Raw genomic sequence first — 20,125 nt, forward strand, 5'->3', positions numbered from 1 at the left:
GCGCCGCTCGCACTGATAAAAGGAGAGCCCGGATTCCGGGCGGTTATCTGATGCTCTATCGCCGTTTCGAACAACTGATCGATATCTTCCGCGACGCCCCGACGGCGTCCCCGCCGGACCGCGTCTGGCCCTTCTACGTCTATTACCTGAAGCAGGTCTGGCCAAGTTTTGCTGCCCTGCTCGTCATCGGCCTGTTTGCCTCGTTGATCGAAGTAGCGTTGTTCAGTTACCTGAGCCGCATCATCGATCTGGCGCAGGGCACGCCCAACCCGAACTTCTTCAGTGACCACGCCCTCGAACTGACGTGGATGCTGGTGGTGGCCCTGGTGCTGCGGCCGATATTTTTCGCCCTCCACGACCTGCTGGTGCACCAGACCCTGAGCCCGGGCATGACCAGCATGATTCGCTGGCAGAACCACAGCTACGTACTCAAGCAGAGCCTGAATTTCTTCCAGAACGACTTCGCCGGGCGCATCGCCCAGCGCATCATGCAGACCGGCAACTCGCTGCGCGATTCTGCCGTGCAAGCGGTCGACGCGCTGTGGCACGTGGTGATCTATGCGATCAGTTCGCTGGTGCTGTTCGCCGAGGCCGACTGGCGCCTGATGATCCCGTTGCTGACCTGGATCGTCGCTTACATCGGCGCGCTGTATTACTTCGTGCCGCGCGTGAAAGAGCGTTCGGTGGAAGCCTCTGACGCGCGCTCGAAATTGATGGGGCGCATCGTCGATGGCTACACCAACATCGCCACGCTGAAATTGTTTGCCCACACCAACTTCGAACAGCACTACGCCAAGGAAGCCATCGAAGAACAGACCGTCAAAGCGCAAATGGCCGGTCGCGTGGTGACCAGCATGGACGTGGCGATTACTACCATGAACGGCCTGCTGATTGTCGGCACCACCGCGCTGGCATTGTGGCTGTGGACGCAGTCGCTGATCACCGTCGGCGCGATTGCCCTGGCCACCGGCTTGGTGATTCGTATCGTCAACATGTCCGGCTGGATCATGTGGGTGGTCACCGGCATTTTCGAAAACATCGGCATGGTCCAGGACGGTCTGCGCACCATCTCGCAACCGGTCAGCGTCACCGACCGCGAGCAGGCCAAACCGCTGGCCGTGGCCTCGGGCGAAGTGCGTTTCGAGCACGTGAATTTTCACTACGGCAAGAAGCGCGGGATCATCGGCGACCTCAATCTGACGATAAAACCGGGGGAGAAAATCGGCTTGATCGGCCCGTCCGGCGCCGGCAAATCTACCCTGGTCAACCTGTTGCTGCGCCTGTATGACGTCGAGGGCGGGCGCATCCTGATCGATGGGCAGAACATCGCCGAAGTCGGCCAGGAAAGCCTGCGCGCGCGGATCGGCATGATCACTCAGGACACCTCGCTGCTGCACCGCTCGATCCGCGACAACTTGCTTTACGGCAAACCGGATGCGACCGATGCCGAGCTGTGGGAGGCGGTGCACAAGGCTCGCGCTGACGAGTTCATTCCACTGCTGTCCGACGCTGAAGGCCGCAGCGGTTTCGATGCGCATGTCGGCGAGCGCGGGGTGAAATTGTCGGGCGGTCAGCGCCAGCGCATCGCGATTGCGCGGGTGCTGCTCAAGGACGCGCCGATCCTGATTATGGACGAAGCCACCTCGGCACTGGATTCGGAAGTCGAAGCGGCGATTCAGGAAAGCCTAGAGACCTTGATGCAGGGCAAAACCGTGATCGCCATCGCCCACCGTCTCTCGACCATCGCGCGCATGGACCGTCTGGTGGTGCTGGAAAACGGCAAGATCGCCGAGAGCGGCACCCACGCCGAACTGCTTGCGCATCGTGGTTTGTATGCACGGTTGTGGGCGCACCAGACCGGAGGGTTTGTCGGCATCGATTGATGCCTGGCGGTGCGGTGAAAAAACTGTGGGAGCGAGCCTGCTCGCGAATGCGATGGATCAGCGACAAATTCGTCAACTGACCCGACGCTTTCGCGAGCAGGCTCGCTCCCACAGGGGATCTGGAACTAGGTTTGGCGATAAGGCAACGCGGTGCGGGCCTCTTCAGCATAGGCCAGAACCCCCGCGCGCTCCTGCTGGAGAAAATCCTTCACCGCCGCTTTCAAACCCGGATGCCGCAGGTAGTGCCAGGAATGGGTAATCACCGGTTCAAACCCGCGAATCAATTTGTGCTCGCCCTGCGCCCCGGCATCGAAACGCTGGATGCCATGGGCGATCGCGTAATCCATGCCCTGATAGAAACACGTCTCGAAATGCAGCCGATCAAACTCGGCCAGGCAGCCCCAATAACGCCCGTAGAAACTGTCGCCACCGACCAGGCTGAACGCCATCGCCACCGGCTTTGAGCCCTGTTTGGCAAGAACCACCCGAATCGCCTCGGGCATGCGTTCAGCCAGCAGGCTGAAGAACTCCCGCGTCAGATATGGCGCCTGACGCCGCACCGCGTAGGTGTTGGCATAGCAGGCGTACACAAAATCCCACTGTGCCTCGTCCAGCTCACGCCCCTCCAGCCACTCGAACTCAAAGCCCTGCCCCGCCACCTGCTCGCGTTCCTTGCGCATCTGCTTGCGCTTGCGCGAACTGAGGGCGTCGAGGAAGTCCTGAAAGTCGCGGTATTCACGGTTCTGCCAGTGATATTGACAGCCGATACGCTGCAGCCAGCCCGGTTGCTCGGCCATCGCCGCATCGGTAAACGGATCAGTGAAATTGATGTGCGCGCTGGAGAGCTCTTCGATCTGCAAATAGCCCGGCAGGCTTTTCAGCAGTTCGAAACCGTCCTCCACTGTTGCCGCCAGCAAGCGCGGGCCGCTGACCGGACTGAACGGCACGGCGGTCAGGAGTTTGGGGTAGTAATCGATGCCGGCACGCGCGCAGGCATCGGCCCAGCCGTGATCGAAAACGTACTCGCCGTAGGAATGCCACTTGCGATAACTGGGCAGTGCGGCGATCAGTCGATCATCTTCGATGTGCAGCAAATGCTCGGGCTGCCAGCCTGAATGCGGGCCGACACTGCCGCTGTCTTCCAGCGCGCTGAGGAAGGCGTGACGCAGGAACGGCTGGTTGTCCGGAACCAGCGCATCCCAGCTTGCCGGGACGATTTCTGACAGGTCTTGCAGGCGTTGCAACGTCATTCACTGGCACTCCACAGCTTGGCGACAAAGCCCGGCGAGTATCGCTTATCGCGACCCCATTGCACACGCTCAATCGGCCGACAGCGCTCTAACTCGATAGTTCACGCCTGATCCGCATCGTCATCAACCTGCCATCACTGTGCCACCGCTCTGTCATAAACCATCGCGATACTGGCGCCTGTTTTTAGAGCGCCGGGTTCTAACCCGGACACAGTTTTCCGGCCTTCAGGCCGGTTGTGCCCAGGATGGTTCAGCCATCCCCTTCATCTTCGGAGATTGCTATGCGTCTTGCTTCCACGAAAACTGCAGCGGCCCTGTGCGGCGGCTTGTTGCTGGCCATGAGCGTTCCGGCCAGTGCTGCAGTCGACGCCAAACTGCTCGACATGCTCAAGGCCAACGGGTCGATTTCCCAGGCGCAGTACATCGAGCTGCAAACAGAACTGGCCAAGGATCAGAAGGCTCAGCAAATCGCCCAACAGGCGCAGCAGGAAACCAACGAACAAGTAGCGGCGGTCGCGAAGAAGACCAACGAACAGAGCCTGTTCGATCAGAAACTGGCCTGGGCGGCGAAGACCCAGTTCAAGGGCGACGTACGTATCCGTCAGGAAACCATCAAGATCGACGGCGAGCCGAACAACGGCGGCCGCGACAAGGACCGCCAGCGCATCCGTGCGCGTCTGGGCGCGTATACCGAGATCAACCCGCAAGTCGACACTGGTATCCGTATCGCCACCGGCGGCGGTGACGACGCGCGCTCGACCAACCAGGATCAGGACAACTACTTCGACAAGAAGCAGATCTGGCTCGACCTCGGCTACATCGACTATCACCCGGATCAGATCAAGAACCTGCACGTGATCGGCGGCAAGATGCTGCAACCATGGGTAAGCATGGGCGACGTGATCTGGGACAGCGACATCAACCCGGAAGGTCTGGCCGTTACCTACAAATACCCACTGGGCGGCAGCGCCGAACTGTTCGGCAGCCTGGGTAACTACAACCTCAAGGACAACGTTGACGGCGACGGCGTGCAATTCCGCCACGACCTGCGCCTGACCGCTGGCCAGTTGGGCAGCCGCTTCAACATCACCGACAACCTGAAAATGACAGTCGGCGGCAGTGTCTACGCCTACCAGAACGACGAAGACAGCCGCTGCACCGGCACCTCGACGCCGTGCGCCCTGGCGGTCAACGGCAACTCGGCGAACAACGAATTCCGTCTGTATGAAGGGTTCAGCCAGATCGACATCGGCGGCCTGCCAATGCCGCTGTCGTTCTACGGCCAGTACGTGAAGAACAACGATGCCGTGACCGATCAGGACACCGCATGGTTGCTCGGCGCCAAGTCGAAAGTCTTCGGCTTCAACCTCGACTACAACTATCGCGACGTGCAGCGCAACGCCGTGGTCGGCGCCTTCACCGACTCCGACTTTGCCAACGGCACCACCGGTTCGCGCGGGCACAAGTTCAAGGTCGGGTACGACATCGACAAGAACTTCGCCGTCGGCGCCACGTACTTCCTGACCAAGGCCGACTTCGCCAGCCGCAGCCAGCGCGATGCAGATGCCAACACCCTGCAGCTGGATGCTGAAGCGAAGTTCTAAAACGGCAGCTGCAAGCTACAAGCTACAAGCCAAGAGCTGCGAGTGAATGCCTTTACTCGCAGCTTGAGGCTTGAAGCTTGAAGCTGCCTCAATCCGGTGCGGGCGGGACGATCCCCATCATCCGTTCGTTTCATCCGCACCGGGTTATTTCTGCAGGATGCAAAAACCCCCTGTAGGAGCTGCCGAAGGCTGCGATCTTTTGATCTTGATCCTGAAAACAAGATCAAAAGATCGCAGCCTCGTTTCACTCGACAGCTCCTACAGGGGGTTGTCTTTTCGTCGTTGCTCAGCCAGGCGTTCAGCCAAGGCATCGACGTTCTCGTCCGGTTTGTCCGGCAGCGCCTTCAGGGTTGCCTGCATCACGCGCATCTGCCGCATGAAGCGCCGGCAGTTGGGGCAGAACAACAGGTGATGACGCACCATCAGCGTCTCGCGAAAGCTCAGTTGGCCGTCGAGATAATCGCTGGATCGTGCCACTTGCTCCTTGCAGGTCAACATTCTCCTGTCTCCTCAAAATGTTCCACGGTCGCAAAGACCTTCAAACGTGCCCGATGCAGCAGCACGCGGACATTGGAGAGCGAAATCTCCAGAAGATTACAGATCTCTTCCAGCTCCAGGCCCTGGCGTTCGCGCAACAGCAGGACACTGCTCTGCAACTCGGACAGACTCAGCAAGGTGTGTTCGAGGCATTCGCGCAGTTCGTTTTCGGTGAGCAGCGCCTCTGGGGTGTCCTGATGCCAGGCAAACGGCGCGACCAGCCAATGGCCGTCGCTTGAGGAAAATCGATCGTCACCGATGGTGCCGTGGGGCGATGGCAGGTCATCGAGCAGGACTTCCCGGCGATTGAGCTTGTAGCGATTCTTCGCCGAATTGGCGGTGATGGTCAGCAACCAGGTCTTGAGGCTGGAACGGCCTTCGAAGCTGGCCAGATGACGCACCACCGACAGCCAGGCATCCTGCACCACTTCCTCGACATGACGCTGGCCGACAATCGCGTAAGCCACAGCGCGCATGGCGCTCTGATACGTGGTGACCAGTTCCTTGAAAGCCTTTTGCTCCCCCGCCAGCAGGCGCGTGAGCAGTTGGGTGTCGTCAGCCGCCATCCATCAATCCCCTTGTCCGGACTTCGAAAATGAACGCGGCAGGTGTGCACCTGCCGCGACGTCCGAAAAATTACAGCGTTTCAGCCGCTTCGAATGTAGGAAAGATCGACGCGATTAAGGGGAAATTAACCTGTTTCAGCGCTTGCGCAGCAACACGCTACCGATCGAATAACCGGCACCAAACGAACTGAGCACCGCCAGCGAACCCGAGGCCAGATCATCCTGGTATTTGTGGAAGGCAATGACCGAACCGGCGGAGCTGGTGTTGGCGTAGCTGTCGAGAATCACCGGGGCTTCTTCTTCGGTAGCTTCGCGGCCGAGCAGCTTGCGCACGATCAGGTGGTTCATGCTCAGATTGGCCTGGTGCAGCCAGAAACGCTTCACGTCGCCAACGTTGAGCTGGTTCTCTTCCAGGTGCTCGCCAATCAGTTCGGCGACCATCGGGCAGACATCCTTGAACACCTTGCGGCCTTCCTGCACGAACAACTTGTCGCCGGCACCGATGCCCTCTTCCGCCGCTCGGTTGAGGAAGCCGAAGTTGTTGCGGATGTTGTTGGAGAACTTGGTCAGCAGTTTGGTGCTGACCACGTCGAACTGGTACGGGGAGGTCGCCAGATCCGCGCGCTCGATGATCACCGCAGTCGCGGCATCACCGAAGATGAAATGGCTGTCGCGATCACGGAAGTTCAGGTGCCCGGTGCAGACCTCCGGGTTGACCATCAGGATCGCCCGCGCCTGGCCCAGTTGCACGCTGTTGGCGGCGGCCTGGATGCCGAAGGTGGCGGAAGAACACGCCACGTTCATGTCGAAACCAAAACCTTCGATGCCCAACGCTTCCTGGACTTCGATGGCGATGGCCGGGTAAGCGCGTTGCAGGTTGGAGCAGGCGACGATCACGCCGTCGATATCGGCTGCGGTTTTGCCGGCTCGTTGCAGGGCTTGTTCGGCAGCGCCGACGGCCATCTGGCAGAGCACCGACCATTCATCGTTGGAACGCTCGGGCAGGCGCGGGGCCATGCGTTGCGGATCGAGGATGCCGTCCTTGTCCATGACAAAGCGGCTCTTGATGCCCGAGGCCTTTTCGATGAACGCGGCGCTGGATTCGGTCAGGGCCTGGACTTCACCACTGGCAATCGCCTCGGCGTTATCGGCGTTGAACTGGGCGACGTAGGTATTGAAAGACTGCACCAGCTCTTCGTTGGAGATGCTGTTGGCCGGTGTGTACAGGCCGGTGCCGCTGATGACGACGTTATGCATGGTCGTTTCTCTAATCTGTTCAGGCAGAAAGTGCTGGAACCGTCGTACCAACACGCAAAGGGTCTATTCCCATCCGGGGGACGCAAACCTGGCATCGTTTTATTCCGCAGCGCGACACGGCCGAAGGCTCTGGGTCGCGAAACGGCGGGTTATGGTGGCGAAGTTTGCCATAAACCCGAGGTTTTGGCGCCGTTCTCAAGCACAACTGCCATTCACTCCATGAACTCAACTCTGTGGCGAGGGGATTTATCCCCGTTCGACTGCGAAGCAGGCGCCAGCCCACCACGCTCGGTATTTGATGAACCGAGGTCGCAGGTTTTGGGGCGGCTTCGCCACCCAGCGGGGATAAATCCCCTCGCCACAAAGCCTGTTCCAACAGGGGAATTGTGTATGGCTGCAGGTCAGGGCTCGACCTGACTCCACTGTTTGCTCAGGCGCTTGTCCGAGATCGGCACTTTCGTCCCCAACTGCTGAGCAAACAGCGACACGCGGTATTCCTCCAGCCACCAGCGGTACAACTCCAGCTGCGGATCACGCTTGCCTTCCTGCGCATGCTTGGCCGCGCGGGTCTGGTATTGCGCCCACAGGCCAGCGAGTTCGCCGCTCCAGACGCGATCCTTCTGCACCTGCGCACCGAGTTTCTCGAAACGTTGCTCGACCGCTTTCAGGTAACGCGGCAACTCCTTGAGCCACTGCATCGGCGTTTCGCGGACGAAACCCGGATAGACCAGATTGCCGATCTGCTGCTTGATGTCGTTGAGTGCCACCGCTTGCGCCAGATCGATCTTGCCCTTGAAGCGTTTTTGCAGACCGTGCCAGATCTTGAGGATTTCCAGAGTCAGGCGCGCGACACGTTCGGCGTGCTCGGTCCAGTTGCCGCGCTTGCGCTCGGCCAGTGCCGCCAATCCTGCGCCTTCACGGGGCAACGGGTCTTCGCCTTCGAGAATGCAGCTGTCGAGGCTGGCCAGCAGAATGTCTTCAACCAGCGCATCGACCCGGCCCAGTTCGCGATACAGCAGACCCAGTTCAGTCTGCCCGGGCAACTTGCCGCGCAGGAACTTAGCCGGCTCGGCCAGTTGCTGCATGAGCAAACGCTGCAAGGCCCGACGATGCTGGAACTCGGCTTCGGCCGGGGTCGAGAAGCGCCCTTCCTTGACCGTGCCGCCCTCTTCCACCAGCGCCGGGTACACCGTCATCGACAGCCCGGCGATCTTCTGCTGGGTCTTTTCCGCCACCGGCGCGAAAACTTTTGCCTCGACCGGCTGCTGACTTTTCGCACTCTGCGGCACCGCCAACGCGGCCTGGCTGGCTTCGGCGAAGCGCGCGGTCAACTCAGCCAGATCGCGGCCTTCGCCAAGGAACTTGCCCTGACCATCGACGATTTCCAGGTTCATGCGCAGATGGCTCTCAACCTGCTGCGCCGCTTCCACCCACGCTTCATCGCTGACCCGCGCGCCGGTCATGCGCAGCAGCTCGCGACCGAGCGCTTGCGGCAGCGAACCTTCGGCGAAAGTCATGCGCTGCAACGCGGCCTTGATGAAGTCCGGCACCGGCACGAAGTTCTTGCGCAGGGCTTTCGGCAGGTTGCGCACCAGGGCTATGCACTTGGCCTCGATCAAGCCCGGCACCAGCCATTCCAGACGCTCCGGCGGCAACATCGGCAGCAACGGCGCCGGCACGCGCAAGGTCACGCCGTCGCGCGGGTGATTGGGCTCGAAATGATAAGTCAGCGCCAGTTCCAGATCGCCGATGTGTAACGTGTCCGGGTAATCACGGGCGGTGACTTCACTGGCCTCGCGGGCCAGCACGTCTTCTTCGCGCATGATCAGCAGCTGCGGATCTTTCTGGCTGTTGACCTTGTACCAACTGTCGAAGGTCGCGGTCTGGTGGATCTCCGCCGGCAGACGTGCATCGTAGAAGGCGTAGAGGGTTTCTTCGTCGGCGAGAATGTCGCGCCGGCGAGCCTTGGCTTCCAGTTCGTCGAGCTGCTCGAGCAGTTTCTGATTGGCGCTCAGGCATTTGGCCCGCGACTGAATCTCGCCGCGCACCAGACCTTCGCGGATAAACAGCTCACGGGATACCACCGGATCGACCGGGCCGTAATGCACCGGGCGGCGACCGACGACGATCAGGCCGAACAGGGTGATCTGCTCGTAGGCGACGACCTGGCCGCGCTTTTTTTCCCAGTGCGGTTCGAAGTGGTTTTTCTTGATCAGGTGCCCGGCCAGCGGCTCGATCCAGTCGGCGTCGATCTTGGCGACCATGCGCGCGTACAGCTTGGTGGTTTCCACCAGCTCAGCGGTCATCAGCCACTGCGGGCGCTTCTTGCCGATGCCCGACGACGGATGAATCCAGAAGCGCCGCTGCCGCGCGCCGAGGTAATCGCCGTCTTCGGTTTTCTGGCCAATCTGGCTGAGCAATCCGACCAGTACCGCTTTGTGCAGCTTCGGATAATCCGCCGGCTCCTTGTTCAGGCTCAACTGCATGTCGCGGCAGATCAGGCTCAACTGACGATGAGAATCACGCCACTCGCGCAAACGCAGGTAATTGAGGAAGTTCTTCCGGCACCAATTGCGCAGCGGATTGGCGGTCAGCGCCTGGCGCTGTTCTTCAAAACCACGCCACAGATTGACCAGGCCGGCGAAGTCGGAATCCGGATCCTTCCATTGCGCATGGGCCTGATCCGCCGCTTGCTGACGCTCCGGTGGACGCTCGCGCGGGTCCTGAATCGACATCGCACTGGCGACGATCAGCACTTCCTGCAGACTGCCGAGCTTGGCCGCTTCCAGGAGCATGCGGCCCATGCGCGGGTCGACCGGCAAGCGCGCCAGCTGTCGACCGAGCGGCGTCAGCTGACTGTTGCGATCCACCGCCGAGAGCTCTTGCAGCAGGTTGAAACCGTCGCTGATTGCCTTGCCGTCCGGCGGTTCGATAAACGGGAACGCGGTGATTTCGCCGAGGCGCAGATGGAGCATCTGCAGGATCACGGCGGCGAGGTTGGTGCGCAGAATTTCCGGATCGGTAAATTCCGGCCGCCCAAGGAAGTCCTCTTCGCTGTACAAACGCACGCAGATACCCGGCTCGACCCGGCCGCAACGACCTTTACGCTGATTGGCGCTGGCCTGGGAAATCGCTTCGATCGGCAAGCGCTGCACCTTGGCGCGGTAGCTGTAGCGGCTGATGCGCGCGGTGCCGCTGTCAATCACATAGCGAATGCCCGGTACGGTCAGCGAGGTTTCGGCGACGTTGGTCGCCAGCACCACGCGGCGGCCCGGGTGCGATTGGAAAATCCGCTGCTGTTCAGCCGGCGACAGGCGCGCGTACAGCGGCAGGATTTCGGTGTGCTTGAGCTGGGCCTTGCGCAACATATCGGCAGCATCGCGAATCTCGCGCTCGCCGGGCAAAAACACCAGCACATCGCCGGGGCTGCGCCGTTCGCTGCGCTCGTAGGCGGCGATTTCGTCGAGGGTGGCGAGAATCGCCTGATCGACGGTCAGGTCATCCTCGACCCGGTTGCCCTCCTCGTCCTGCTCAAGCGTCAGCGGCCGGTACCAGGTTTCCACCGGGAAAGTACGCCCCGACACTTCGACGATCGGCGCGTCATCGAAATGCTTGGAGAAACGCTCCAGATCGATGGTCGCCGACGTGATGATGACCTTCAGGTCGGGACGGCGTGGCAGCAGGGTTTTCAGGTAGCCGAGGAGGAAATCGATGTTGAGGCTGCGTTCGTGGGCTTCGTCGACGATGATCGTGTCGTAGCGTTCCAGATAACGGTCGTTCTGGGTTTCCGCCAGCAGAATGCCGTCGGTCATCAGCTTGATCAGGGTGTTGGCATCGCTCTGATCCTCGAAGCGCACCTGATAGCCGACCAGCGCTCCGAGCGGCGTGCCGAGTTCTTCGGCGACGCGACTGGCGACACTGCGCGCGGCGATCCGACGCGGCTGGGTATGGCCGATCAGACCGTGCTGGCCGCGACCGATTTCCAGACAGATCTTCGGCAACTGGGTGGTTTTACCCGAGCCGGTTTCGCCGGCGATGATCAGCACCTGATGTTGCTCCAGGGCCTTTTTGATCTCGTCGCGCTTGGCCGCGATCGGCAAACTGTCGTCGTAACGAATCACCGGCAGGCTCGCGCGGCGCGCCAGCACCTGATCGCAGGACGCCTGCATCCGCGCCACCCACTGGGCCAGTTTGGCCTCGTCGGGTTTCTTGCGCAGCTCAAGCAACTGCCGCCGCAGCCGGTGGCGGTCGGCGAGCATGGCGTGATCGAGGTTTTTCAGCAGTTTGTCGATGGAGGGCGATTCGTCGGTCATCGGGTAGGCAATTCGGTCGTCTATTTATGCAGGGGGCGGATTGTCGCAGATTTGGGGGGATTGTGGCGTGTCAGGGGGATTGCGACCCTCACCCTAGCCCTCTCCCAAAGGGAGAGGGGACCGATTGGGGGATGCTTCAAAGGTACATCGACCTGAAAGAGCTTTGCCGAATCCATAATCGCCGAGCTCTTTCAGGTCGGCGTTTGACCCAAGACACCTCGGTCAGCTCCCTCTCCCTCTGGGAGAGGGCTGGGGTGAGGGGCTTTTAAAAGAGCTACTCGTTGTCGAGGCCCTTGCGCCGGTATGGGAAGACGTCGATAACCTTCCCCGCCCGAATCGCCTCCTGCAAGCCCTTCCAGTAATCGGCGTTGTACAACTCGCCGTGCAATTGATCGAACAATTTCCGCTGGCCCGAATCGGCAAACAGGAACGGCGGAAACTCTTCGGGAAACACGTCAAGCGGGCCGATCGAGTACCACGGCTCAGAGGCCATTTCATCCTCCGGCGTGCGCGGTTGCGGGATGTGGCGGAAGTTGGCTTCGGTCAGGAAGCAGATTTCGTCGTAATCGTAAAACACCACGCGCCCGTGACGGGTGACGCCGAAGTTTTTCAGCAGCATGTCGCCGGGAAAAATATTCGCCGCCGCCAGTTGCTTGATCGCCAAACCGTAATCTTCCAGCGCTTCGCGCACTTGGGCGTCGTTGGCGTTTTCCAGATACAGGTTGAGCGGAGTCATCCGGCGTTCGGTCCAGCAATGGCGGATCAGCACGGTCTCGCCATCGACCGAAACCGTGGATGGCGCCACTTCAAGCAGCTCTTCGAGGCACCCCGGATCGAACTTGCTCAGCGGAAAGCGAAAATCAGCAAACTCTTGGGTATCGGCCATGCGCCCGACCCGATCGACGCTTTTCACCAGACGATACTTTTCGATCACCGTGGCGCGATCGACGTTCTTCGACGGTGAGAAACGGTCCTTGATGATTTTGAATACGGTGTTGAAACCCGGCAGGGTGAACACGCTCATGACCATGCCGCGCACGCCCGGGGCCATGATGAACTGATCGTCAGTGTTGGCCAGGTGATTGATCAGCGCGCGGTAGAACTCCGACTTGCCGTGCTTGTAGAAGCCGATCGAGGTGTACAGCTCGGCGATGTGCTTGCCCGGCAGAATGCGTCGCAGAAAACCGATGAACTCCGCCGGCACCGGTACATCGACCATGAAATACGAACGGGTGAAAGAGAAGATGATCGACACATCGGCTTCGTCGGTGATCAACGCATCGATCTGAATGCCCCGACCTTCGCGGTGCAACAGCGGAATCACCAACGGCCATTGCTCGTCACGGGTGTAGATGCGTCCGACCAGATACGCGCCCTTGTTGCGGTAGAGCACCGAGGAAAACAGCTCGACGCTTAGCTCCGGGTCTTTGCACACCCAGTCCGGCAGGTTTTCGCGCAATTGCGCTTCGAGCCGCAGCAAGTCGCCGGGCAAATCAGCGTAATCCTCGCTGAAGCGGTAATCGGCGAAGATGCTGGCGAGCATCGCGGACAACTGGCCCTGCGGCTTGTACGTACGGGTTTGCGCGGCGCGGGCACGGCGCAGGCTCGGGCGCGTGGTGTGGATGAACATGCAGCCGTCGCTGATCAGGTCGTGGCTGAACAGCCCGCAGAAAATCGAGTTGTACCAGGTTTCGGACAGCTCATCGTCGAAGCGCAGGTCGATCACACTGATGTAGGCGCTTTTCACCAGCGGCCAGCAGCTGACGTTCATCAGGGTTTCGTCATCGAAATACTCGCGCAGGCGAGCGACGGTTTCGCCAACCTTCTCTTCGTACAGACTGATCCGCGCCGCCGAGGCGGCCTGGGCTTCTTGCCAGCGCGCCTGTTCGAAGCGCTCGCGCGCGCCGTCGGTGATGCGGCGGAAATGCTCGCGGTAATCGTCGAAGCCGGCGAGGATCATCCGGGCGATCTCGGTGGCTGGCCATTGCTGCGACATAAATGAAACCTCGGCGGGAATTCGGTTGGTCTGAGCTTAGTCACGGAACCGTCCGCAGGAAAAGCGCAATTTCTGCCAAAACCGATACGGGGTTGACCGTTGACGGGGTTTCTCGCGCAGGTAAATCCCAAGGCAGAATTAAAAGCCCGAATAGCGGTTGCCATGATCCGGACGCTCGGCAACACTCTCGTCCCGATCAAGGAAGGAGCCCGCCGTGAGCCCTGTCGATATTTTCCGTATGTTGTCGCTGGCCGCTATCTGGGGCGCGAGTTTTCTGTTCATGCGCATCATTGCCCCGGTGATCGGCACGATCCCGACCGGGTTCTTTCGCGTGTCGATCGCAGCCGCCGGGCTGCTGGTGATCCTCGGGCTGATGCGCATCAGCTGGGACTTCAAGGGCAAGCTGAAAACCGTGATGCTGCTTGGCGTGATCAACTCGGGGATTCCGGCGACGCTGTATTCGGTGGCGGCGCAAGTATTGCCGGCCGGCTATTCGGCGATCTTCAACGCCACGACACCGCTGATGGGCGTGTTGATTGGCGGTTTGTTCTTCAGCGAAAAGCTCACGGCGGCCAAGCTCAGCGGCGTGTTCCTCGGTCTGTTCGGCGTCGGTGTGCTGACGCGCGCCGGTCCCGTAGCCTTCGATCTGCAACTGCTGATGGGCGCGGTCGCCTGCCTGCTGGCGACCACTTGTTACGGCTTTGCCGGATTCCTCGCACGGCGCTGGCTGGATCAGGCCGGTGGGCTGGACAGCCGTTTGTCGGCACTGGGCAGCATGCTTGGGGCGACGTTGTTTTTGCTGCCGCTGTTCGCCTACAGCACCATTACCGCGCCGCCGGTAAGCTGGGGCGGCTGGCAGGTCTGGCTGTCGCTGCTCGGCCTGGGCCTGGGTTGCACAGCGTTTGCCTACATCATCTATTTCCGCCTGCTCAGCTCGATCGGCCCGGTGAAATCGATGACCGTGACCTTCATGATCCCGCCGTTCGGCGTGTTGTGGGGGGCGTTGTTGCTGGATGAGCCGTTGTCGATGGCGCACATTTATGGCGGAGTGTTGATTGCAGCGGCGTTGTGGCTGGTGTTGAAGCCGGCGGTGGTGAAGCCTGCAAACGCGTCAGTCCGTTAGGTTTTCTGCCGCAGATATTCGCGAGCAGGCTCGCTCCCACAGAAAAATACATTCCAATGTGGGAGCGAGCCTGCTCGCGAAGGCGATGGATCAACCACCGCCTGTTTTCTGCTAACTGTTTTTTCGGAACACAAATACCAACCCGACAATGATCAACAGCATTCCCAACACGCTCAACGCCGCCAGACGATTACCGAAAATCAGGTAATCCATCACTGCCGTCACCGCCGGCACCAGATAGAACAGGCTGGTGACATTCACCAGATTGCCCCGCGCGATCAGTCGATACAGCAACAGCGTCGCCAGCACTGAAACCACCAGCCCCATCCATAACACCGGGACAATGAAGCCTGCGCTGTGTTCGAAGTGAAACGGCTGGAACGGTACGAAAATCGCGCACAGCAACAGGCCGGCCAGGTACTGCACTGGCAGCGTGCCGAGCGGATTGTCGGTGATGCGTTTTTGCATGATCGAGCCGAGCGTCATGCTCGCCAGCGCCAGCAAACCGAACAGCATGCCGGCCCAGGACATTCCGGCCAGACCGATTCCCTGATAAACCACCATGATCAGCCCGGCCAAGCCAAGTGCCAGGCCGAACAGGCGGCTCGCAGAACGCTGCCGTTCCATCAAGACCACGGTAAGGATCGGCTGAACGCCCATGATCGTCGCCATTACCCCCGGCGTGACTTTGCAATCCAGCGCCAGCAGATAAAAGATCTGATAGGCCCCGAGCAACACCAGTCCCGTGGCGATCGCGAACAGCATCGGCTTGCCACCCTTGGGCAGCTTCAATCTCAGCAGCGGCGCCAGCAACACTAGCCCGCACAGGGCGATGGCGAAGCGAATCAGCAGAAAGGCAAAGGGCGAAGCATGGGCCAGGCCCCACTTGGAGAAAATCGCCCCGCTGCTCCACAGCAGAACGAACAGGCTCGTGGATGTCGCCGCGAGCGCGGATTGTTTCGAAAGGACAAACATGAAATACCACCTGTAGTCGGGCAAGAAGCCAACTCAGCCGAAGCTGAAATCCAGTAGGTTGTTCTGGCGGGCGCAGGGGTCAGCAGAAGCTGCCGATCAGCCCCGAACGCCAACGCCCGGCGGCGATACGACTGCGCACACCGGCGTGCTACTGACAGGTGGAGGGTAATGACTGATCTGCACAGGCTGCCGATTCCCGCACGGCACGACGCCAGCGTTGACCGCTGAATCGACTACCGCGTTGATGAGGGATACAGGCATGAATGCTGATCTTTATTGAGGAAATGAAGGCGTGAGCATGGCGCTCAGGCGGGCTGACTATAACCAGCCCGGGACACAGATTGCAATGACTTGGGCGAAGGGCCGGTAGCGACAGTGCGGCGTCGGGTGATTAGGGTTATTGGCGCGGCAACGGATTGTCAGGGGACATGGAATGCAAGAGATCATATGCCAAGGGAACGGACGTATTTGCGGTATCAGGTTTTCTGTTCATTTATTGACCAGCGAGGGAGAGAGGGAGTATGCGCAAAGTCGTAAGAAAATCCCCAAGCAAGAAGGAATTGCGCGAGCCGATGGAAAAGCTTGATCGACTGGAGTTATCCGCGAATCAGCGCCGTTTTCTGCAGGTCCTTGAAAACGGAACCGACGTGACCGAGCCCAACCTGCTCGCCGGCCGTCCTTGAACCCATCAATAAAAAACCGCTCCCGAAGAGCGGTTTTCTATTGTCTGTTCCAGCCTCACCCAAACAACCAATACCCCAGCAACGTCAGCACCAGCACCGCCAGCACCGGGCGCATTACGCGGTAGGCCTTGGGATGCCGGCGCTTCCACTGCTTGACCACACCGCTGAAACGGTCGCTGAAGTTCTTGCTCCAGGCATAGGCCTGGTTGATCCCACCGACACGTTCGTCGTCCAGATTCTGCGGCGCGGTGGCGCGGCCGAGCCAGCCGCTGATGAAGCGGTTGATCCGGGTCATCAGGCGGTTGCTCAGCGGGCGTTCGATGTCACAGAACAGAATCACTCGAGTCTGAGCGGTTTCATTCTTGACCCAGTGCACGTAAGTCTCGTCGAACATCACGTCATCGCCGTCGCGCCAGGCATAGACCTGACCGTCGACGAAGATCCGGCAATCATCGGAGTTGGGTGTCGACAGGCCGAGGTGATAACGCAGGGAGCCGGCGAACGGGTCACGGTGCGGATTGAGGTGACTGCCGCCCGGCAGCAGCGCAAACATCGCGCCCTTGACGTTGGGAATGGCGCTGACCAGCGCCACGGTTTTCGGGCACAGGGCTTCGGCCGATGGCAACGGTTTGTCGTACCACTTCAGATAGAAACGCTTCCAGCCTTTCTTGAAAAACGAACCGAAACCGGCATCGTTGTTCTTCTCGGCAGCGCGAATGTAGCCTTCGTCGAACAGGTGCATGGCTTCGTCGCGAATGGTTTCCCAGTTGTCGCGCAGTACATCCAGTTCCGGAAACTTGCTGCGATCCAGATACGGTCTGGATGGCACTGCGGAGAACAGGTACATCAACGCGTTGTACGGAGCGAACAGCGCGGAGTGGTTGACGAACTGGCGCAATACCGGCAAACGCGCCTTGCCGCGCAAATGCACATAGAGCGTGCTGCCCAGAAACAGCAACAGCACAAACGCCTTGGCGGCAAACGAAACGGTCATCAACGACTCCTTGAATAAAGACAACGCTGCACGATGCCCTTTTCCCGGCATGGCAGCCGGCCATGATAAACACTACCGGCTCCGGGAAAAACCCGCCTGACGCAAGATTCAGTGTTAAGCATTGCGCAACAAAGCCTTTATTAACATGCAGCACCTGAACTTCGGCTGACCTGAATCAACAGGCTTACTGCTGGTTCTCCTGCTCGGTGAAGAGGTCACTGAACAGCATGCTCGACAGATAACGCTCGCCCGAATCCGGCAGCACCACGACGATGGTTTTACCCTGCATCTCTGGTTTCTCCGCCAGACGCACGGCCACCGCCATGGCAGCACCGCAGGAGATGCCGCACAAAATCCCCTCTTCCTGCATCAGGCGCAAAGCCATGGCCTTGGATTCTTCATCGGTCACCTGCTCAACGCGATCGACCATCGACAGATCAAGGTTCTTCGGCACAAAACCGGCGCCAATGCCCTGAATCTTGTGCGGGCTCGGCTTGATTTCGGCACCGGCCAACGCCTGCGTAATCACCGGCGAAGAAGCGGGCTCGACAGCCACGGACAGAATCGGTTTACCGGCGGTGTTCTTGATATACCGCGAGACACCAGTAATGGTTCCGCCGGTGCCGACGCCTGCCACCAGCACATCCACGGCGCCGTCGGTGTCGTTCCAGATTTCCGGGCCGGTGGTCTTCTCATGAATTGCCGGATTGGCCGGGTTATCGAATTGCGCCGGCATGAAATATTTGTCGGCATCGCTGGCGACGATTTCCGCGGCCTTCTCGATGGCGCCCTTCATGCCCTTGGACGGCTCGGTCAACACCAGTTCCGCGCCCAAGGCTTTGAGGACCTTGCGGCGCTCGATGCTCATCGACGCAGGCATGGTCAGCATCAATTTATAGCCACGCGCAGCGGCAACGAAGGCCAGACCGATACCGGTATTACCGGAAGTCGGCTCGACAATGGTCATGCCCGGCTTGAGTTTGCCGCTGCTTTCGGCGTCCCAGATCATGTTGGCGCCGATTCGGCATTTGACCGAGTAACCGGGGTTGCGCCCCTCGATCTTGGCCAGGATGGTGACCCCGCGCGGCGCGATGCGGTTGATCTGGACCAGCGGCGTATTACCGATGGAATGGGCGTTGTCAGCGTAAATACGGCTCATGGCTGGGTCCTTATGCAGCGTTGAATTCAGCCTTCCAAGGTAAGCCCGTTGCCGATCACAGTCCAGTCGGGTCGAACGTCTGCAAACGCGCGGAGTCAATCGCTTTGAATCGTCAAGCCACACTCTTGAAGGAACAATGGCATGAAACGTCGTTACAGCTGGCCGCTCTGGACCCTGGCGGGTGTCGTGGTGCTGCTGGTCGCCCTGCATTTCGCCCTGCCCTATCTGGTACGCGACTACCTCAATGACAAACTTGCGGACATGGGCGATTACCGTGGCCAGATCACCGATGTCGATCTCGCGCTGTGGCGTGGCGCCTACAAAATCAACGGCCTGAAGATCGTCAAGGTCGACGGAAAAGTACCGGTGCCGTTCGTCGATGCGCCGTTGATCGACCTGTCGGTGAGCTGGCATTCGCTGTGGTACGACCATGCCGTGGTCGCGCAGGTGCAATTCCTCAACCCCGAAATCAACTTTGTCGACGGCGGCCCCAACAAACAGAACTCACAGACCGGTCAGGGCACCGACTGGCGTGAACAATTGGGCAAGCTGCTGCCGATCACCCTCGATGAAGTGCAGATCAACGACGGCCGTATCACTTTTCGCAACTTCAATTCCAAGCCGCCGGTGAACATGAATGCCAGCAACGTCAACGCCAGCATCTACAACCTGACCAACGTGGTCGACAAGGAAGGCAAGCGCGACGCCCGTTTCGAGGGCAAGGCGCTGCTGCTCGGCCACGCTCCGCTGGAAACCACCGCCACCTTCGATCCGCTGAGCAACTTCGAAGACTTCGAATTCCGCCTGCGCGCCCGTGACATCGAGCTCAAACGCATGAACGACTTCGCCGCCGCCTACGGCAAATTCGACTTCAACGCCGGCCACGGCGATGTGGTTATCGAAGCCAAGGCAGAGAAAGCCCGACTCACCGGCTACATCAAACCCCTGCTGCGCGACGTCGACGTATTCAACTGGCAGCAAGACGTCGAAAACAAGAATAAAGGCCTGTTCCGCTCAATCTGGGAAGCACTGGTCGGCGGCACCGAGACCGTGCTTAAGAACCAGAACAAAAACCAGTTCGCCACCCGCGTCGAACTCAGCGGCAATGTTCACCAGCAGAACGTCAACGCCTTCGAAGCGTTTTTGCAGATTTTGCGCAATGGCTTCATCCAGGCATTCAATGCGCGATATGAACGGCCGAAGCCGGATGAGGGTTAATTTTTGCGTTTGACGACATATCGACCTGTGTCTTCGGCCGCTATCGATGAACGCTGTTGCAGCGAATCCCAGCCCAGACAGGCCAACGCCAAAGAACGTGGCACTGCTTCACGCCCATTGCTGTAACGGCTGATGCTGCGAGCGCTCACACCGAGCGCTTCGGCCGCATCATTGAGAGAAAGTCCGGTACGGGCGCGCCAATCGATAAAAATGCGCGTGTTCTCATCCTGGGCATTCTGCGCTAGCGCATCCATATACAAGGTGTCTGCACCGATCTGAACGTCGGGTTCAATCCATTCAACGATCCAACCCTCGTCCCCGACTGCGGCAGTCGCAAAGACTTCGCGATCAAGCAGTGGCCGCAGACCTGGATAAGTATGAATATCCATCCCCAAATCAACTGTCAGTTCCTGACCATTGATAAATGTCAGCGCCAACCTGAAATCCGACAGGACGTGCGCAGATCGCAGACGCGGCCGTTTCATGGGTAACATCGATTTTCTGCCTTTTTACTAACCGAGTAAGAAAGGCTATCGCCAAATCGGCGATACCGAAATACTGGCCATC

At 59.8% G+C, this 20,125-nt stretch carries 15 protein-coding genes; 5 read left to right on the plus strand and 10 right to left on the minus strand.

The window, feature by feature from the left end:
- Positions 1 to 50: 50 nt before the first annotated feature.
- Positions 51 to 1,883 (plus strand): ABC transporter ATP-binding protein, encoded by a 1,833-nt coding sequence (locus KVG85_RS13445; RefSeq protein WP_130909984.1) that lies wholly within the window; start codon positions 51 to 53, stop codon positions 1,881 to 1,883.
- A gap of 125 nt (positions 1,884 to 2,008) precedes the next feature.
- Here KVG85_RS13445 and KVG85_RS13450 read toward each other — a convergent pair whose 3' ends face one another.
- Positions 2,009 to 3,133: a GNAT family N-acetyltransferase gene (locus KVG85_RS13450; protein ID WP_217864111.1), complete on the minus strand. Its 1,125-nt coding sequence runs from the start codon at positions 3,131 to 3,133 to the stop codon at positions 2,009 to 2,011.
- A 281-nt stretch (positions 3,134 to 3,414) separates the two neighbouring features.
- Here KVG85_RS13450 and KVG85_RS13455 point away from each other — a divergent pair, with 281 nt between their 5' ends.
- Complete coding sequence (locus KVG85_RS13455) at positions 3,415 to 4,737, plus strand: putative porin (RefSeq protein ID WP_041478827.1); 1,323 nt, start codon at positions 3,415 to 3,417, stop codon at positions 4,735 to 4,737.
- A 258-nt stretch (positions 4,738 to 4,995) separates the two neighbouring features.
- Here the strand turns inward: KVG85_RS13455 and KVG85_RS13460 are convergent, their stop codons facing one another.
- The 5 genes from KVG85_RS13460 to aceK all read right to left on the minus strand — a co-directional run bounded on the left by KVG85_RS13460 (position 4,996) and on the right by aceK (position 13,406).
- Positions 4,996 to 5,235: an anti-sigma factor family protein gene (locus tag KVG85_RS13460; protein WP_056783624.1), complete on the minus strand. Its 240-nt coding sequence runs from the start codon at positions 5,233 to 5,235 to the stop codon at positions 4,996 to 4,998.
- The gene (locus tag KVG85_RS13465; protein WP_217864112.1) at positions 5,229 to 5,840 is read right to left on the minus strand and encodes an RNA polymerase sigma factor; all 612 of its coding nucleotides are present in this window, start codon (positions 5,838 to 5,840) and stop codon (positions 5,229 to 5,231) included. The genes KVG85_RS13460 and KVG85_RS13465 overlap by 7 nt, the downstream gene beginning before the upstream one ends.
- 135 nt (positions 5,841 to 5,975) lie before the next feature.
- The gene (locus tag KVG85_RS13470; RefSeq protein ID WP_217864113.1) at positions 5,976 to 7,097 is read right to left on the minus strand and encodes a beta-ketoacyl-ACP synthase III; all 1,122 of its coding nucleotides are present in this window, start codon (positions 7,095 to 7,097) and stop codon (positions 5,976 to 5,978) included.
- A 401-nt stretch (positions 7,098 to 7,498) separates the two neighbouring features.
- Positions 7,499 to 11,410, minus strand: a complete 3,912-nt coding sequence (gene hrpA / locus KVG85_RS13475) for an ATP-dependent RNA helicase HrpA (protein ID WP_217864114.1) — start codon at positions 11,408 to 11,410, stop codon at positions 7,499 to 7,501.
- A gap of 274 nt (positions 11,411 to 11,684) precedes the next feature.
- A complete protein-coding gene (gene aceK, locus KVG85_RS13480) occupies positions 11,685 to 13,406 on the minus strand; it encodes a bifunctional isocitrate dehydrogenase kinase/phosphatase (protein ID WP_217864115.1) in 1,722 nt (573 codons plus the stop codon).
- A gap of 214 nt (positions 13,407 to 13,620) precedes the next feature.
- On the opposite strand from aceK, the gene KVG85_RS13485 reads away from it, so the two are divergent.
- The gene (locus tag KVG85_RS13485) at positions 13,621 to 14,529 is read left to right on the plus strand and encodes a DMT family transporter (protein WP_122505875.1); all 909 of its coding nucleotides are present in this window, start codon (positions 13,621 to 13,623) and stop codon (positions 14,527 to 14,529) included.
- 111 nt (positions 14,530 to 14,640) lie between these two features.
- Here the strand turns inward: KVG85_RS13485 and KVG85_RS13490 are convergent, their stop codons facing one another.
- Complete coding sequence (locus KVG85_RS13490; protein WP_217864116.1) at positions 14,641 to 15,504, minus strand: DMT family transporter; 864 nt, start codon at positions 15,502 to 15,504, stop codon at positions 14,641 to 14,643.
- A 521-nt stretch (positions 15,505 to 16,025) separates the two neighbouring features.
- Between KVG85_RS13490 and KVG85_RS13495 the strand changes: the two genes are divergently transcribed.
- Complete coding sequence (locus KVG85_RS13495; RefSeq protein WP_166554579.1) at positions 16,026 to 16,187, plus strand: hypothetical protein; 162 nt, start codon at positions 16,026 to 16,028, stop codon at positions 16,185 to 16,187.
- Positions 16,188 to 16,242: 55 nt separating this feature from the next.
- Here KVG85_RS13495 and KVG85_RS13500 read toward each other — a convergent pair whose 3' ends face one another.
- A complete protein-coding gene (locus KVG85_RS13500) occupies positions 16,243 to 17,181 on the minus strand; it encodes an aspartyl/asparaginyl beta-hydroxylase domain-containing protein (RefSeq protein ID WP_041478836.1) in 939 nt (312 codons plus the stop codon).
- A 184-nt stretch (positions 17,182 to 17,365) separates the two neighbouring features.
- Positions 17,366 to 18,340, minus strand: a complete 975-nt coding sequence (gene cysK, locus KVG85_RS13505; RefSeq protein WP_217864117.1) for a cysteine synthase A — start codon at positions 18,338 to 18,340, stop codon at positions 17,366 to 17,368.
- A gap of 141 nt (positions 18,341 to 18,481) precedes the next feature.
- Here cysK and KVG85_RS13510 point away from each other — a divergent pair, with 141 nt between their 5' ends.
- Positions 18,482 to 19,558: a DUF748 domain-containing protein gene (locus KVG85_RS13510; RefSeq protein WP_056783605.1), complete on the plus strand. Its 1,077-nt coding sequence runs from the start codon at positions 18,482 to 18,484 to the stop codon at positions 19,556 to 19,558.
- Here the strand turns inward: KVG85_RS13510 and KVG85_RS13515 are convergent.
- The gene (locus KVG85_RS13515) at positions 19,555 to 20,052 is read right to left on the minus strand and encodes a helix-turn-helix domain-containing protein (RefSeq protein ID WP_217864118.1); all 498 of its coding nucleotides are present in this window, start codon (positions 20,050 to 20,052) and stop codon (positions 19,555 to 19,557) included. The genes KVG85_RS13510 and KVG85_RS13515 overlap by 4 nt on opposite strands.
- Between the last annotated feature and the right edge of the window lie 73 nt (positions 20,053 to 20,125).

The sequence above is a fragment of the Pseudomonas triticicola genome (assembly GCF_019145375.1).
Classification (GTDB): Bacteria; Pseudomonadota; Gammaproteobacteria; order Pseudomonadales; family Pseudomonadaceae; genus Aquipseudomonas; species Aquipseudomonas triticicola.

Excerpts from the sequence above, each read along its gene's own strand:
- KVG85_RS13445 (WP_130909984.1), top strand. The coding sequence starts at position 51 with ATGCTCTATCGCCGTTTCGAACAACTGATCGATATCTTCCGCGACGCC.
- KVG85_RS13450 (WP_217864111.1), bottom strand. The coding sequence starts at position 3,133 with ATGACGTTGCAACGCCTGCAAGACCTGTCAGAAATCGTCCCGGCAAGC.
- KVG85_RS13455 (WP_041478827.1), top strand. The coding sequence starts at position 3,415 with ATGCGTCTTGCTTCCACGAAAACTGCAGCGGCCCTGTGCGGCGGCTTG.
- KVG85_RS13460 (WP_056783624.1), bottom strand. The coding sequence starts at position 5,235 with ATGTTGACCTGCAAGGAGCAAGTGGCACGATCCAGCGATTATCTCGAC.
- KVG85_RS13465 (WP_217864112.1), bottom strand. The coding sequence starts at position 5,840 with ATGGCGGCTGACGACACCCAACTGCTCACGCGCCTGCTGGCGGGGGAG.
- KVG85_RS13470 (WP_217864113.1), bottom strand. The coding sequence starts at position 7,097 with ATGCATAACGTCGTCATCAGCGGCACCGGCCTGTACACACCGGCCAAC.
- hrpA (WP_217864114.1), bottom strand. The coding sequence starts at position 11,410 with ATGACCGACGAATCGCCCTCCATCGACAAACTGCTGAAAAACCTCGAT.
- aceK (WP_217864115.1), bottom strand. The coding sequence starts at position 13,406 with ATGTCGCAGCAATGGCCAGCCACCGAGATCGCCCGGATGATCCTCGCC.
- KVG85_RS13490 (WP_217864116.1), bottom strand. The coding sequence starts at position 15,504 with ATGTTTGTCCTTTCGAAACAATCCGCGCTCGCGGCGACATCCACGAGC.
- KVG85_RS13495 (WP_166554579.1), top strand. The coding sequence starts at position 16,026 with ATGCGCAAAGTCGTAAGAAAATCCCCAAGCAAGAAGGAATTGCGCGAG.
- KVG85_RS13500 (WP_041478836.1), bottom strand. The coding sequence starts at position 17,181 with ATGACCGTTTCGTTTGCCGCCAAGGCGTTTGTGCTGTTGCTGTTTCTG.
- cysK (WP_217864117.1), bottom strand. The coding sequence starts at position 18,340 with ATGAGCCGTATTTACGCTGACAACGCCCATTCCATCGGTAATACGCCG.
- KVG85_RS13510 (WP_056783605.1), top strand. The coding sequence starts at position 18,482 with ATGAAACGTCGTTACAGCTGGCCGCTCTGGACCCTGGCGGGTGTCGTG.
- KVG85_RS13515 (WP_217864118.1), bottom strand. The coding sequence starts at position 20,052 with ATGTTACCCATGAAACGGCCGCGTCTGCGATCTGCGCACGTCCTGTCG.